Source organism: Caldithrix abyssi DSM 13497 (assembly GCF_001886815.1).
GTDB classification, from domain to species: Bacteria; Calditrichota; Calditrichia; order Calditrichales; family Calditrichaceae; genus Caldithrix; species Caldithrix abyssi.
In genome coordinates this window covers 1,206,327-1,222,128 of the sequence record NZ_CP018099.1, presented here as the reverse complement: position 1 = coordinate 1,222,128, position 15,802 = coordinate 1,206,327, and the positions used below count along the sequence as shown (strand labels likewise).

The window sequence follows — 15,802 nt, the reverse complement described above, 5'->3', positions numbered from 1 at the left end:
GCCGCTATTTGATCAGAACCAATTTTTGCACAAGCGATTGGCCTTCAGTTTTAACGCGACAAAAATAGACACCGGAAGGCAAAGACGCCGCCTGCCACCTGAGCTGGTGAACGCCCGAAGCTAATTGCTGTTTTAACAAACGTTCAACCAGCCGTCCCTGCACGTCATAAATCTTCACCTCCACCAGCGCAGGATTCGGTAATTCAAAACGAATAGTGGTGAAAGGATTAAAAGGATTTGGATAACTGGGCAAAAGACGCGCCGTTTGCGGTAAACGGTTTTGGGTTAAGGGAATTAAACTGGTTACTGTGGGATATTCAACCCTTAAATAATCCAGATATACGGAACCGGCCACGCTATCTCCCTCCTGAACCGAAGCTCCCGGCCTGAACCAGATGTATTCTAACTGGATGGGATAATGAAATTGGAACTGACTTTCAAAAGGCGTAAAAGTCGTGGTGGGGTGCGCAACGGCCACAAACTGCGTGCTGTCTGTTAAATAGCCGCGCATGTCCGTTTTGAATAATTCGCCGTCATTATCTGAAACCACAAAATAAATCTTGTGATATCCGCCATCCGATCGAAAATCCACGCCGATCTTTTCGGGAACGCCATAAATGGCAATCTTCTTTTTGAGATAAAAATCGGCCTTTTGCGCGCCCGAATAAACATAGCGATAATCCAGACGCAACGAATAATCTCCGGCGGTGTGTTTTAAAGAATCAACTTGCAACGCGGAATGCAGCAAATCAATATTTTCTCCGCTTAACTCCCATCCGTCGATGCTTTCCAGTAAATCCAGAGTCCGTTGATCCGTACCGATCTCCACGCGTACGGTAACCGTGTCGGCCAGGGTGTCCAGGCGGGCAATAATTTGCGTTTCGCCCTCTGCCCTGCCGAAAAATTTTTCATCCTGCACATAGCCAATAGCAGGATTGGTCAAAATCCACTCCAGCGATGAGGCCGCAATCGAAATCGTTTTGCCCGTTTCCGCCACTCCCTTTACCTGCAGTTCAAGGCTGGTCAACGTATCGGTTACGGCAAACTCCGGTTGCAAATCAATCTGTTCAATGGCAATCACGCGTACAAACGCCGAATCCACCGCATTCTCATAGCGGGCAAACACATAGCCGCTGCCGCCGTTCGCCGTGGCGCGGAACAGGCCTTCGTTGTCGATGACGCCGAGCGACGAATCGACCGAAAAGCGCACATTTTGCATCTGAATAGAGTAAGGATTGTAGTACGTATCCCATCCGCTCACCGTAAATTGATAGGCGCTGTTGAAATACACCTCAATATTATCGGGCTCTATCTGAATGGCGCCAAACGAACCTCTGGGAGCCGTTGAAATAGCCAGCACGGCATTAGCCACCGGTCTTTCCGAACCGTCGGAGGGATGATTCATAATTTCGTCGCGCAGCACAAAGGTGGTGGAGCCGCCGCCATCCAGATTTAATCCGTAAGCCACGCCAAAATCGATCATCACATCAGCCAGTTGGGGCAGGGTCATACCCTGATAAACGCCGGTTTTACGCCCATCTACGGTAAAGAAGTAGAGCTTGCTGGAATCGGCGTTAAAACCGATGGCCGTCCGCGGATGAATCTGATAGGCGTGACCGGGTCCTCCTTCTTCCTGGTACCCTTCGTCGGCCCAGTTTTCACCCCTGTACACGATTTTCGGATAGCCGCCCACCATCTCCTTTAACCTGTGCAACGCGGGCGATAAATTTAAAACCAGCGCAAGCGTATCGCCCACCGCCACATGGTTGTCAAAAAAAGTCATGGCGTTGCCATGGGCAGAAATTACCGCGCCGTTTTGCGGGATGGTCATATCGCCCTTTAACGTCTCTTTGGCGTCAACCACCGCCCACACAGTGTCATTAACAATCCATGGCGAAATCGGATGAAGGGCCACCTCTGTTCCCCATTGATTGGTGCCGGTCGATGCTCCGTAAAAATCATTGTACAAAACGACCTCGTCGGTGTTGCGCACGCCGTTAACGCGATGAATAACATGGCCGCCGTTTTTAGCGATGATTTCACCAGAAAAAGCGACCATGCCCAGCCAGGGACGCTGGTCCTGATCAAAACCGATAGTGGAAAGCCCAATCGGATTGCGCAGAACCTGCCCCTGAATAACCTGTACATTAATCGGTATGCCTTCGCTGCTGAAAAAATCGGCATTGATGGCGCCAATCACCTGATGACCTTCAAAACTGCGCCTTTTTGCCATGGAGCTGGTCGTTTCGCGTCCGATATAGGCGTCTTTCGCTTTTACGGTTTCAATGCGTGTCATGGGATTGGTCAGGTCAATCTCCAGGATATTGATATTCCACAGCTTTTCCGGCACTTTGACGTGTTTGTACACCATGCCCGGGCCAACGGTTAAAGTATTGTCAACGCGGTAATTGTACTGCGCCAGAAGCAGTGAGCTGAGAACCAAAACTAAAATAATTTTTTTCATGATAGACTCGCTGTTTAGGATACTTACTTCTAAAGTTCTATCCAGCCATGGTTGGATGCAAATATTTTTGTTATGCCGAAGGGAGGGCCAGGCCCAGGAAATCCATGCCGAGTTAAATGGTTGAATGGTTAAGTCCCGAAGGGACGAAATGATTATAACGAAACCGTTTCAACGGTTTACGAAATTGAACATCGGGAAAAAATCATTCATCGACGGACGCGTTTCTTTTCACCATGATCGGCTTTGATCTGGGCAAAAACTCCGTGCATCGTTGTAGCGAGCCCCTCAACGCCAGCTCTTCCCCCTCTCCCAGACCTTATTCTGGGAGAGGGGGAGCGAGGGGGTGAGGGCTAATTCGGGGGAGCTCTTCCACCGTTGGCAGGAAAAAAAGTGTAAGAGTTTAAGAGTGTAAGAGTGTAAGTGTTGAATGGTCGATTGGCCGATTTTAAAGTCCCGAAGGGACGAAATGATTATAACGAAACCGTTTCAACGGTTTACGAAATTGAACATCGGGAAAAAATCATTCATCGACGGACGCGTTTCTTTTCACCATGATCGGCTTTGATCTGGGCAAAAACTCCGTGCATCGTTGTAGCGAGCCCCTCAACGCCAGCTCTTCCCCCTCTCCCAGACCTTATTCTGGGAGAGGGGGAGCGAGGGGGTGAGGGCTAATTCGGGGAAGCTCTTCCACCGTTCGCAGGAAAAAAAGTGTAAGAGTTTAAGAGTGTAAGAGTTGAATAGCTGATTGGCCGATTTTAAAGTCCCGAAGGGACGAAATGATTATAGCGAAACATGAAAAACAATATTCTTACCAAAGGGACGAAAACGAAACCGTTTCAACGGTTTACACGAATGAACATTGGGAAAAAATCATTCATCGACGGACGCGTTTCTTTTCACCGTGATCGGCTTTGATCCGGGCAAAAACTCCGTGCATCGTTGTAGAGAGCCCCTCAACGCCAGCTCTTCCCCCTCTCCCAGACCTTATTCTGGGAGAGGGGGAGCGAGGGGGTGAGGGCTAATTCGGGGAAGCTCTTCCACCGTTCGCAGGAAAAAAAGTGTAAGAGTGTAAGAGTTGATTGGTCGATTGGCCGATTTTAAAATCCCGAAGGGACGAAATGATTATAGCGAAACAGGAAAAACAATATTCTTACCAAAGGGACGAAATCTGAAACCGTTTCAACGGTTTAGAATTTTAGAGGCGGTTTTTGAACCTTGATTAGTAGGATTACGGGATTACCTCGATCTTTTTTTCGCTTGAGAAATTTCATGCTCAATTTTAAGGCGAAATTTTGTAAACCGAAAAAGCAAATCATGGAAATCCTGAAATCAAGTAAATCGTGGTTCAAATCTCAATGCTCACCGCCCTGGCAGGAGAGAAACCACACTCCCCCAATAAAAGCAATCTATCTTTAAAAAGGATTTTTTTAATGGAAATGTAAAAAAAGGCAGGACACAAACATAATATCTTTATCAATTTGAAGATCGTACAAACAAAAAAGGCCCGTTTTTCAGGGCCTCGAATTTCATTCTCTTAAGATATCTTCAGGGATGGGCGTGTCAACGCTGGCCGGCATACTGGTAAACTCCGGGATCATTTCATGCAACTTCTCTTTAATGGCCTGAATATCGTGCTCGATAACAGCTTTTTCAAAGACGTGCAAATGTTTTTGCATGCGCTCCCAGTTGTTGTAGTGGCTGCCGATCGCCTTATAAATTTTGGGGTGATAGGTCTTTAAAGGCGCTTCATCTTTATTCCATAGCTCCTCTTCCAGTTTTTCGCCCGGTCTCAGCCCCACGTATTTGATCTTAATGTCATCTCCCGGTTTCAGGCCGGAGAGTTTAATTAAACGATTGGCGATTTCTACAATTTTAATCGGCTCGCCCATATCCAGCACAAAGATATCGTTGCCGTCGCCCATTTTAGCCGCCTGAAAGATCAATTTAACCGCTTCGGGAATGGTCATGAAAAAACGTTTCATCAGCGGATGGGTGATGGTAATGGGGCCGCCTTCGGAAATTTGTTTCTGAAACAGCGGGATAACGCTTCCGTAGCTGGCCAGCACATTGCCAAAGCGCACGGTCACCAGCTTCATACTGGCCTGCGCCGAATAAGATTGCAAAACCAGTTCCGCCGCGCGCTTGGTGGCGCCCATGATGGAGGTGGGATTCACGGCCTTATCGGTTGAGATCAAAATAAACTTTTGCACGCCTAAACGCTCTGCCACCTTAACTAAATAAGCGGTTCCCAGAATATTGTTGCGCACGGCCTCTTCCGGATGGTCTTCCATTAAGGGCACGTGCTTATAAGCCGCAGCGTGAAAGATTATTTCCGGTTTGTAGCTCGAAATAAGATATTCCATCTTATTGGTATTCAGAATATCGGCCACAATGATTTTATAATGCCGGCTGGCAAATTCTTTCTTTAAGTCATTATCCAGGTAAAACAAACCGTTTTCCGAACGATCGATACAAATAACCTTTTCCGAATCCAGCGTCAATAATTGTTTTACCAGCTCGGAACCGATAGAACCGGCGGCTCCGGTAACCATAATCGTTTTGTTGGCCAGAAAGCTTTTAATCTCTTTTAAATCGATTTCAACCGGTTTGCGGTCCAGCAAATCTTCAACCTTAACCTCGCGAATTTGCTGCACCTGCACCATGCCGTTAACAATCTCTTTGGGGCCGGGAACAGTTTTAAATTCAACGCCGGTGGCTTCGCAGGCTCTTACAATTCGCCTCATTTCGCTGGCCGAGGCCGCCGGCGTGGCAATAATAATTTCTTCAATATGCTTTTTACTGACAATCTTCTGTAAATCATTTACCGTGCCAACCACTTTAACGCCGTGGATTTTAATGTTCTGTTTTTTGGGAGAATCATCCGCCAGGGCCACGGGATAAAAACCGAGCGACGGATCGCTTTTCATCTGCCGTATAATCATCTCGCCCGCCTGCCCCGCGCCTATGACCAGCACGCGCTTTTTATCTCTGGATAACCTGGACTGCGCTTTAAAAAGCACGCGGGGGGCAAAGCGCGCCGCGCCGGTAAAAATAAATCCCAGCATCAAATACAAAAACAGAACCGAGCGGGGAACGGCTAACAGGTTGGCAAAATACAGATAAATGATAAAACCAACCCAGCCGACAAACAAAGAGGCCAACAGATTGATCACGTCTTGCAAACTCACATAGCGCCACGGGCTTTGATTGACGCCAAATAGATTAATAAAAAAAAGTTCGATTATCACCGCAAAGCCAATGGTATGTTTAAAAATAATGAAATGCTGCGCGGGAATGTTCAGGTCAAAGCGCAAACTAAAAGCAATAAAATAGGCGGCCGTCAATGCCAGGGCATCGATGCAAATCTTTAAAAAAATGGTCAAAATGCCTCTGGAATTTAGAAAATTAAGAATTCTTTGTTTCATGCCATAATCTCTCATTCAGATGATCACATAGTAAAAGTATCAGAAATAATAAAAACACGATGTGCGTATTTGCACAATATGCCGCCCTTAAATTTTATCCTGCAAAATTTATTATGAAAATACTTCCCTGTAGAGCAATATGTTGAGGAATTTAAAAATTTCTGGTAATAAATAAAATTTTTTTTAAAGAAGGGATTCAATCAGCGCACAAATCTGGTCGAGCTGCTGTTCCTTTAACGCCGTACCCGAAGGCAGACATAACCCATGTTTAAAAAGCCGTTCCGCTACTCCGCTACAATAGGCCGGCGCCCCTTTAAATACCGGTTGCAAATGCATGGGTTTCCAGAGTGGACGAGATTCGATATTGTATTTATCCAGTAAAAGTCTGATTTCATCATGGGTTGTTTTTGTATTCTGCGGATCGATAACCATGCAGGTTAACCATCGATTCGAATGCGTATGGTCCAATTCCGGTTGAAACGAGATGCCTTCATATTTTGCCAGACGTTTATGATAGAATTCGAAGATAGATCGTTTTTTCTGAACGCGCCGCTCCAGAACTTTTAACTGTCCTCTGCCAATAGCCGCTAAAATATTACTCATTCTGTAATTGTAGCCAATTTGCGAATGCTCGTAATGGGGCGCGTCGTCTCTGGCCTGGGTTGCTAAAAAACGGGCGCTTTTTATCTTCTGTTCATCATTTGAAAGTAACATACCGCCGCCCGAAGTGGTGATGATTTTATTGCCATTAAACGAAAGAATGGCCAGTTGCCCAAAGCTGCCCGCCTTTTTACCCTTGTAAGAACTGCCCAGCGCTTCGGCCGCGTCTTCGATGACGGGAATTTCGTATTGCCGGCAAACAGCCATAATTTCATCCATTTTAGCCGGTTGACCGTACAAATGAACCACAATTACGGCTTTGGGTTTTTTTGCCTTTGGCCATCCGATCTTTAATTGCTTCTTCCAGTAATTCCGGATCCATGTTCCATGTGTCCGTTTCGCTATCCACAAATACAGGCAAAGCTCTCTGGTACACAATGGGATTGGCCGATCCGGAGAAGGTAAAGGATTGACAAATAACCTCGTTTCCCTGCTCAACGCCCAGTAAAATAAGCGCCAGATGTATGGCCGCCGTTCCGGAGCTTAAGGCCGCGGCATGTTGAACCCCAATGTAGTTGGCCACTTCCCGTTCAAACGCATCCACATGCGGGCCGAGCGGAGCGATCCAGTTGCTTTCAAAGGCGTCGATCACCAGTTTCAATTCTTCGCCGGACATATGCGGAGGAGAGAGATAGATTCGCTTTTTCATGATCTTTTTACTTTTTATTTAGATTTAGAGGTTTTGCCGGAATGCCAACAACTGTGGTATTTGGCAGTACATCTTTTGTTACACAGGCTCCTGCACCTATTGTTGCATTCTCGCCTATAGTTAAATATTGTAAAATTTGAGCGCCTGTACCAACCAAGACTCCTTTTTCAATTTTGACTCCACCTGAAATGTTAACTGTAGGATTAATTACCGAGCCTTTTCCAATATAAGCTTCGTGCCCAATAGTGCAATTCAAATTGATTAAGGCGAATTCTTTAACTTGAATATTTACAGTAAATACACTTGAGGCACATACAATACTTCCTTCTTCAAAACTACAAGAAGCTTTGTCATAAATTACATTTGGATGAATAAGAGAGGGAAAATCAACATGAGGGAATTTAGATTTTATTTCATTTGCTACCAATAATCTATAATAGGGAGTACCTATTCCAACCGCTGCAGCTATATTTTTATTATTATTTTCAAACCAGGTAAAATCGCCTAATATTTCTGAGGCTGAATCGTTTTTCGTTATTTTATTAAGATCACTTATAAGGTACCCTAAAAAATTATAAGTTGGTGAAAATTCGTTTATTTGGTTAATTAAAAATTTAATTTCACGGGCCAAACCTCCAGCACCAATTATTACAATATCTTTCATGTGATTTCTCCTTTTGCATTATTAATTGAAGCCAGTAAACTTTTCCATAGTTGCTTGTCCGGGATGGTTTATACCTTCTCTTTTTAAGACTTTTAAGATAGTAAGGGATAATATTTTTAAGTCCAGCCAAAACGACACATGATCCACATACCAGACATCCAGTTTAAATTTTTCCTGCCAGGTTAAGGCATTGCGGCCGTTGACCTGCGCCCAGCCAGTGATCCCAGGCTTTACTTCGTGGCGCCGCGCCTGCTCTTTAGAATAAAGCGGTAAATATTCCATTAAAAGAGGACGGGGGCCAACCAAACTCATATCGCCTTTTAAAACATTAAAAAGCTCGGGCAGTTCGTCCAGGCTGGTGGAGCGCAAAAACTGGCCGAATCGCGTCAGGCGTTTTTCATCGGGCAGTAAATTGCCCTGTTTGTCAACTTCATTTTTCATCGTGCGAAATTTAATTAATCCAAAAGGCTTTCCCTGGTAGCCGGGACGTGTTTGTACAAAAAAAATGGGTCTGCCCATCTGTATAAGTAGTACAATCGATAAAAGTAATAAAACAGGGCTGATTAAAATTAAACCTGTTAACGCTATAGTGAAATCCATAAAAGATTTAAAAAATTTGCGATACATCACACCGACAGCAGGTTGTTAATAATTGAAAGATATTTTTGCGCTAACTTTTTACGATCAAAATGTTCTTTAATAAAGGCGTAGCCGTTTTCTCCCATTTTATTTAATTCAAGATCGGGCAAATGGACCATTTTTTCTACTGTCTGCTTAAACGCTTGATAATCGCCGGGCGGCGAATATAAACCGGCCGAAGCATTTTCGATTAATTTTCGCGTTATTCCATCGATGGTAACCAAAACAGGTTTTTTACAGGCCATATAATCGAATACCTTGTTGGGATAAACCGTTTTAAAGGTGTCGGTCTTTTTTAAAATAGCCATACAAACGTCGCTGGCATTAATAAAATCGGCTACCTGTTCTTTGGGGACGGAGTCAATAAATTGGACGTTTTTTAAATGATAATCACGGGCTTTTTCTTTTAACAACTCTTTTTGCATGCCGTCGCCAATTAAAACAAAAAGAATATCCTCACGATCTTTTAGCAATCGTGCTGTTTCTACAACCTGAATCAGGTCGTTTGCCACGCCGTGCGCGCCAAAATAGGCGAATACTTTTTTATTGCCCCAGCCATACTTTTCTCTTACCCAGTTGTATTTGGGCGAAGGCTGCATCAAATCGAAATCGGCGCCGTTGGTTACCAGTTCGATTTTACCGGCAAACTGTGGAAAACGCATGGCAATATTTTCGGCAAAGGCGGGCGTTAAAACCACAATTTTACTGGCGTTTTTGTACAACACCTTTTCCACCCAATACATAATGGCAATCAACTGTTTATTCGAAATGACATTGGTGGCGATTGCCGATTCGGGCCAGAGGTCTCTTACCTCAAATATAAGCGGAATACCTTTTATGCGCGAGGCGATGAGCGCAGAAATGCCGACAAATAAGGGCGGCGACGTAACAATGATTAAATCCACCTTTTTAATAAATAATGCTGTAAGTAATGAAGAAAAGCTATAAGAAAGATAGCCTATTAATCTGCCAAAAAAATTGGAATTATAGCCGGAATACGTCCAGCTTCTATAAACGGTCAACGTTTCTGTTATCACTTCTTTATTAAAAAAAATATTCTTCCCAATTCTTTTACCGGTTGTGTAATGAATATTTCCTGCAAGTACATTAAACTCATAAAACTCTGAAATTACTGAGCTCATCTGGTTCCAGCGGGAGCCGCCCGGATCGTTTTTACCTAAAAAGTACTGATGAAAAAGAACGATTTTCATAATATTTCAATACTCGTTTTTATTATAAAAGGAAGTTGCGCCTCTACGCTAAAAATAATACGCGTACCGGTATAGTAATCATTGTAATATTCGGACAAATACGCTTCTTCTTTTTTGCCGTTTATATTGGCGTGAATTCTTACATGCTCATTTTCAAATTTATTGGAAGAGACCATCTTAAAATTCAGGGGAGAATTCCAGATTTGTTCTATTTTTATTAACGAATTTTTATCGCCTGTAATGGTATCTGTAATAAAAATTTTATTGTTTTCCAATTGGACCTTCCGACGATGGATGGCATGTTCTTCTTTTTTATATCCGTAATGCTCTCCCTCAAAGGCTTTGCCATCAAAATAAATAAGTTTACTTTTAATCCAGTTTGCCCAGCCAAAATGCAAAATTTCTTCCATCTGATTCGACTGATTTAACATGACCGTATTGTGGCCTCTGGTGCCGAAAAATTGGCGTTTAAAGTTTTTATCTACATTATAAGAAAAAGTGCCGCTGTCGCAAAACACATTGACCCCATCTTTCCATACATCAAGATGCAGCATATCGCTTTGAGCCGGTCGGTGCTTATAGGAATGGCAGCGGATAAAAGAAAAAGAATATTTATTTTTTAATATATAATAACCGCCAGTATCAAATTTTTGATTTTCTGAAAGCTGACGCCCTGCTTTTGCTTTTAAATTAAAAAATTGGATTAACGTGGCATAATCTTTAAAAAAATATGTATAAGGTTCGTGGACAGCGGATGCAAGGTTTATGCTTTCTCTAAAATCACGATAATGAGAAGCCGCCAGCGGGAACAAATAGCTGCCGTCATTTTGACCATAATTTGGTAAAAATCCGTTAGGTTGAACGAAAGCGCTTAAAAAAGCAATCATTTTTTTATGCGCCGTATAAATTATTTCTGGCAATTGAAGTTTATTTTTTTTTGCAATGATTATTACAAAAGATAAGACATCGAGCGCCAGACGCTGGTAATTAAAGGAATGTTGAATATATGCTCCATCGTCATAGACCTGATATGATAATTCCTTTTGTAGATACTTTATACCTTTTTTAATAAATTTTTGAGATTCAGGGAATTGAGGGAATAATACACCTCCTATCAAAAGCCCTGCCGCTTCGCTAATGGAATGGTTATTTTTGACCGATTTGGCGGCAAAATCAATATTTGCCGCAACGCGCAATAAGGAAATGTAAATGTTTTTTACAATTTTGCGCGTTAATTCGGGAGATAAATAGTCGTAGAAGTAATCAAGCGCCAGTATCCAGGCGAAAAGTCGAAAAGAGATTTCCTGGCCGCATTTATAATTCACGCCATAAGGAAAGGGATTGTTATCGATCCAGTGTTCGATTTGTTGTAAGCATCCTCTGGCATATTTTTCGTCTTTCGTTAATGAAAAGGCATTAATAAAAAAAAAGACCTGCGGAAAGCGAGAGGCTTCCCAGATTAGTTTAATGTCGCCATACGGCCCAAAATCCGGCAGTTTATTCCATGGAACATTGCGCGGCGCTTCAACCTTTAAAACGGGATTAAGATGCCAGTTAATGCGCCCATTGGCCTCGGCATAATCCATGTATGTATGTGAGAAGGCAAAGATTTTACCATTTAAGGCATTTTCGGCTTTGCCAATTATTTTATTTTCTTTATTTGTTTTAAAACTGTAATTAGGATTAACGAGCCCGGGTTTTGAAAAATAAAAGAGGTTTGATGATGGTTTATTAGCTTTATTTAATATTGATTTATTTACACGGCTAAAATATCCCATTCGTTTTTTTAATTCATATTGCAAGCGAAATAAAGCCCAACCAGGCCCCATGTTTTTACTATATAAAACGATTAATTTAAATTTTTTTAACATAAAAATTATGCTTGAACTTTTGGCTTTAAATTTAAAGACTTTCTAAAACATCATTAATTGTAAGATTTCAAATATTAAGTTGATAAATGATTTTTTAGATGTAAAATCTTAGAAAACGTTTATAACATTAATATATTCAAGTTGAAACTTTAAACTTACTTAAAGCTTCCTTATGGCGTTTAATATCTTCAGGATTATTAAAACGATCTTTAATTTTACGTGCGGGAACTCCCCCATAAACCGTATAAGGGGGGACGCTTTTTGTAACAACTGATCCTGCTGCTATAATAGCGCCCTCTCCAATAGTCGCACCATCTAAAATAATGCTTCCATGGCCAATCCATGCATCTTTTTCTATAACCACTCCTTTTTGTTCGCCCCTTCCTGCAAAGATGATTGGAATGCCCACAACATCAAACCGATGATCACCACCAACAACTGCAACATTTGATGCTAACATAACAAAGTCATGAATTTCTAATTTAGGAACAGATAAATGACAGTAGTTGCCTATAAAAACATTATTCCCGATATAAACGGAATTAGGTTTTACCAATAAATTTTTACCACAATAAAAATTTTTTCCAACTTCTGCAAATCGATATTTAAAATTTACAACAAAAAGGATCCTAATTTTTTTTAAAATTTCTTTTATTAACTTACGCATTCTCGTTAAACCACCTACTTTGGTTTTTAGATTTTATTTAAAGCTTCTACTATTTTTTGTGAGACTTTATCAGGAGTGTATCGTTGTTGGACTAATTCCTGACAATAATGGCTCACTTGAGGTTTTTTAGGCAACCATTCTTGAATTTTCTTTGCCAAACTTTGCACATCGTCTTCTTTAAAGAAATCCCCTGTTTTACCTGGAATAATTGCTGACACTTCAGGGGGATGCGTACGCTTATTGTTATTATTTAGAACCGGAATTCCATGAGCCAAGGCATGGATGACAGATAGTCCTGCTAAGCCAGGGATCACCATTAAATCTATATCTACAAATAAATTGGACAATTCTTCTCCATAAAGTGGGCCATGAAAAACTACATATTTTTCGATATTCAGTTGTTGAGTTAGTTCTTTCAACTTTTGTTGTGCTGGCCCCTCTCCGACAATATGAAGCTGAATGTTTTTCGTTTCTTTCAATAAAATAGCTACTGCTTTAATAAGTTGGTCTATCTTTTTTCGATCTGTAATTCTACCAGTAAAAATTATATTATATTTTAGTTTTTTATTAATTTTCGACTTTGAATTCTTAAAAGGATAATCTTCATCGTTTAAACAATTCCAAATGGGAAATATTTTTCTTTCGTCAACACCAATATTAACTAATCTTTGCCTGCCTCTCTCATCATAGGTCAGAATACCATCAGCCATAGTATAAAAAAAATAACGGATTAATCTTCCTATAAATCCTTGTTTACCATATGTTGCATGTCCCCACCATAACACTTTAATCTTTTTACGTTTAGCTAAAATAAATAAGGGAATATTAGACAAAATATGTGGGTCAAATCCCAATAAAATAAGATAATTTGGTGTGTAGTCCATTACTGCCTTGAAAACGCCTTTTTGCCACACAAATTTTCGAGAACCAATTTTAATAAAGTTATTTTTTATAAATGTTACTTTTTGATCCTTATCAGGCTCAAAATTTTTAAGATTTGTATAAGGCGAAACCTTTCCGCATACAACTGAAAAATTAATTTCAGGATATTTCCATAACCGTTCAAATAACGATCTCCTGTAATGAGGAAGAGTTAAATACTGTAAAGTTACTCGTTTCATTTCTGTAAAATTCCTGTTTTCTTCAATCCCGGGGAAAAATTTAAAGTCAAAAAAGCAATTAAAAACAAAAAGTTTCCTGGACTGCCAAAGTTTAAAAGTCTATTTTCCACCATACTACTAACCAGTCCTACAACAAAAATCACTTTGAACAAAGTATCGACTTTATAAAGTATTAAATTTTTAATAGCATTAATGACTAGAATAAAAATTGGGAGAAAAGTAAAAATTCCACCTACAACCATAAGTTGTATATAAGCATTGTGATAATGACTCATATGGTTTATCACTTTTACTTTTGCCCGTTCAGGGCCAACTCCAAGAAAAAAATTTTCAAGAAAAACATTAAATCCTTTTTTCCATAGTAACGTTCTACCAGTAAGGTTAGAAATATTCTCCGGGCCAGAAAAGCCTGGTGGGCTTTCCAGGCGAATAATTAAACTTAAAGTCTCAAAGTTGTAGATAATGAAAATTATGCTAATTAATGAGCTGACAATTAAGATCCTCTTTTTTTTAAAAAAGAAACTCAAAGAAAAAAAAGCCAGGAGCATCATTATCATCGATGTTCGAGAACGCGTTGCTAAAACAACTACAAAAGAGAGTAAAATACTAACAAACAAAAAATATTTTTCAAACTTTACTCTGGTCGAATAAAAAGAATATAACGAAATTACAAATAACATAACTGCAGCTATACCGATACCATTGGGATTAAGTTTAGTGTATAGCCTGTATAAAGGGGAGAGAAAATTCGAAAACTCAATATTAATAAAATAATAAAAAACTAATAGATTTAAAGCATAAAAAATACCTCTCAGGAAGGCTTGTATATTTTGCCCATCATTTAATAAAACAATAATAGTAAATGCCGTAAAGATCAATAATATTTCTCTTATTAAAAAAATAATAGATGCTTTATTGATAATTAATGTTAATAAAAAAGAAGTAAGAAATATTAATAAAAACAAAATAGCTGGGAGATATTCTTTTTTTATTTGAATTTTTATTTTTGTATAGATAATAGTACAAGCAATGATCATAAATAAAAAACGAATAAAAAAATCAAAAAAGCCGGGTTCGCCACCAACAATTTCGATTGTAAAGCCACTAAGGCCCCATATAAAACCCGCTAACATAATTGCTTTATTTATATGAAAATGTAAAACATTCATTTTTTTATAACAATTAATGTTGTGTAAGTTAAGGTTGTCATTAAATAATAGCTTAAAAACGCAATGGACAGACCAAATGCAAGTTTAGCTTGCATTAAAAAAAGTACGTAAAATAACGTCAACATACCAATAAAAGAGGAAAATAAAACATGCCAAACTTTATTATGTGAAATCATGTATTTATTTAAGATGCTTGATATTGAGAAAAAAATAGATGTTATGGCTAAAATTGAAAGTATGTCGCTCCCTTCCACAAAACTTTCGCCATAAAGCCGCATAATATACGGAGAAAAAATTATAATGATAAGTGCTATAGTTGCAGAAATAATAATATTAATAATGAGATTAATATTAAAAATCTTAGTTAGCTCAAATTTGTTTTTTTGCCCTACAGCTTTGGATAGCATTGGTAATGCCACGCTTGTTGTGGCTCCAGTTATTAACATTATTATAGTTAACCATTGATATGCAGCATCAAAAATCGCAATTTCAGCAAACCTGTTTGAACGATTAAGTATAAAAACTTTTGAATACCAAAATGAGCCGGAACTAAAAAAAAGTGATAAAACTAAAGGTAAACTGAAAGAACTTAACTTCTTAAGATGAGCCAAAAAAGATTCTTTATTAATTGTGTAAAATTGAGATAGGATTTTAGTTTTTAAAAAGTATACTTTAAATATTAAATCAAATAAAAAATATAAAGTAACGCCGGATAAAGTTCCTATTACCTTGCCATATTTAATTAATATCAAAATTATAGGGAAGAACAATATTGACACAACTAAGTTAATAATAGCAATTATCTTAAAACGTTCCAGGCCAACTAAAATACTCTGGGCAAGGTATGCGTTAGTTGAAGTAAAAAGAAGTAAAGCTCCTACAAATAATGCATTCTTTAATGTTAACTCTCCAAGGAAAAATGAGTTTATGATTTGATCGGAAAATAAAATTAGAATCAAAGAGAAAATGAAGTTAAAAATAAAATTAATAGAAAAAACAGCTAAAATTTTTATTAAAAAATTCTGAGGATCTTTGTATTCACCTTCAGCAACATGCTTTGTGGCTGTCAATCCCAACGCACCAGTAATAAAATTGCTGGCTAAAGAAATTGTGGATCTGACCATTGTATATTGTCCAAAAAGATCACGCCCTAAAAAACGAGCAGCGAATATATTGGTAAGAAACATGGCTAGCCTACCAATGGAAGACCCCAACAATAGCCAGAAGCTATTTGAGAAAATTCTTCTTAATAAAGACAAATT

The 15,802-nt window shown here is 39.5% G+C and carries 10 protein-coding genes and 1 pseudogene; all 11 read right to left on the bottom strand.

Going from position 1 to position 15,802, the window contains the following annotated elements; genetic code table 11:
• Nucleotides 1–4 precede the first annotated feature (4 nt).
• Entirely contained in the window at nucleotides 5–2,464 is a 2,460-nt protein-coding gene (locus Cabys_RS04865; RefSeq protein ID WP_006929039.1) for a phosphodiester glycosidase family protein, read from the bottom strand.
• A gap of 1,526 nt (nucleotides 2,465–3,990) precedes the next feature.
• Nucleotides 3,991–5,889 (bottom strand): polysaccharide biosynthesis protein, encoded by a 1,899-nt coding sequence (locus tag Cabys_RS04860; protein ID WP_006929038.1) that lies wholly within the window; start codon nucleotides 5,887–5,889, stop codon nucleotides 3,991–3,993.
• A gap of 183 nt (nucleotides 5,890–6,072) precedes the next feature.
• Nucleotides 6,073–7,198, bottom strand: a pseudogene (locus tag Cabys_RS20705) (DegT/DnrJ/EryC1/StrS family aminotransferase).
• Between the two features lie 7 nt (nucleotides 7,199–7,205).
• Nucleotides 7,206–7,862, bottom strand: coding sequence for a NeuD/PglB/VioB family sugar acetyltransferase (locus Cabys_RS04850; protein ID WP_006929036.1), 657 nt, complete (start codon nucleotides 7,860–7,862; stop codon nucleotides 7,206–7,208).
• Nucleotides 7,863–7,883: 21 nt separating this feature from the next.
• A complete protein-coding gene (locus Cabys_RS04845; RefSeq protein WP_006929035.1) occupies nucleotides 7,884–8,489 on the bottom strand; it encodes a sugar transferase in 606 nt (201 codons plus the stop codon).
• Complete coding sequence (locus Cabys_RS04840; protein ID WP_006929034.1) at nucleotides 8,489–9,712, bottom strand: glycosyltransferase family 4 protein; 1,224 nt, start codon at nucleotides 9,710–9,712, stop codon at nucleotides 8,489–8,491. Before Cabys_RS04840 ends, Cabys_RS04845 begins: the two co-directional genes overlap by 1 nt.
• Nucleotides 9,709–11,490: an alginate lyase family protein gene (locus tag Cabys_RS04835; protein WP_225868912.1), complete on the bottom strand. Its 1,782-nt coding sequence runs from the start codon at nucleotides 11,488–11,490 to the stop codon at nucleotides 9,709–9,711. Before Cabys_RS04835 ends, Cabys_RS04840 begins: the two co-directional genes overlap by 4 nt.
• Before the next feature lie 229 nt (nucleotides 11,491–11,719).
• Nucleotides 11,720–12,250, bottom strand: coding sequence for an acyltransferase (locus Cabys_RS20615; RefSeq protein ID WP_006929032.1), 531 nt, complete (start codon nucleotides 12,248–12,250; stop codon nucleotides 11,720–11,722).
• A 26-nt stretch (nucleotides 12,251–12,276) separates the two neighbouring features.
• Nucleotides 12,277–13,371: a glycosyltransferase family 4 protein gene (locus Cabys_RS04825; RefSeq protein WP_006929031.1), complete on the bottom strand. Its 1,095-nt coding sequence runs from the start codon at nucleotides 13,369–13,371 to the stop codon at nucleotides 12,277–12,279.
• Nucleotides 13,368–14,540, bottom strand: coding sequence for an O-antigen ligase family protein (locus Cabys_RS04820; RefSeq protein ID WP_006929030.1), 1,173 nt, complete (start codon nucleotides 14,538–14,540; stop codon nucleotides 13,368–13,370). The genes Cabys_RS04825 and Cabys_RS04820 overlap by 4 nt, the downstream gene beginning before the upstream one ends.
• On the bottom strand, nucleotides 14,537–15,799 hold the full coding sequence (locus tag Cabys_RS04815) for an oligosaccharide flippase family protein (RefSeq protein WP_006929029.1): 1,263 nt from the start codon (nucleotides 15,797–15,799) through the stop codon (nucleotides 14,537–14,539). Before Cabys_RS04815 ends, Cabys_RS04820 begins: the two co-directional genes overlap by 4 nt.
• Nucleotides 15,800–15,802: the final 3 nt, after the last annotated feature.

Coding starts and splice junctions, on each gene's coding strand:
- Cabys_RS04865 (WP_006929039.1), bottom strand. CDS start 2,464: ATGAAAAAAATTATTTTAGTTTTGGTTCTCAGCTCACTGCTTCTGGCG.
- Cabys_RS04860 (WP_006929038.1), bottom strand. CDS start 5,889: ATGAAACAAAGAATTCTTAATTTTCTAAATTCCAGAGGCATTTTGACC.
- Cabys_RS04850 (WP_006929036.1), bottom strand. CDS start 7,862: ATGAAAGATATTGTAATAATTGGTGCTGGAGGTTTGGCCCGTGAAATT.
- Cabys_RS04845 (WP_006929035.1), bottom strand. CDS start 8,489: ATGTATCGCAAATTTTTTAAATCTTTTATGGATTTCACTATAGCGTTA.
- Cabys_RS04840 (WP_006929034.1), bottom strand. CDS start 9,712: ATGAAAATCGTTCTTTTTCATCAGTACTTTTTAGGTAAAAACGATCCG.
- Cabys_RS04835 (WP_225868912.1), bottom strand. CDS start 11,490: ATGGGATATTTTAGCCGTGTAAATAAATCAATATTAAATAAAGCTAAT.
- Cabys_RS20615 (WP_006929032.1), bottom strand. CDS start 12,250: ATGCGTAAGTTAATAAAAGAAATTTTAAAAAAAATTAGGATCCTTTTT.
- Cabys_RS04825 (WP_006929031.1), bottom strand. CDS start 13,371: ATGAAACGAGTAACTTTACAGTATTTAACTCTTCCTCATTACAGGAGA.
- Cabys_RS04820 (WP_006929030.1), bottom strand. CDS start 14,540: ATGAATGTTTTACATTTTCATATAAATAAAGCAATTATGTTAGCGGGT.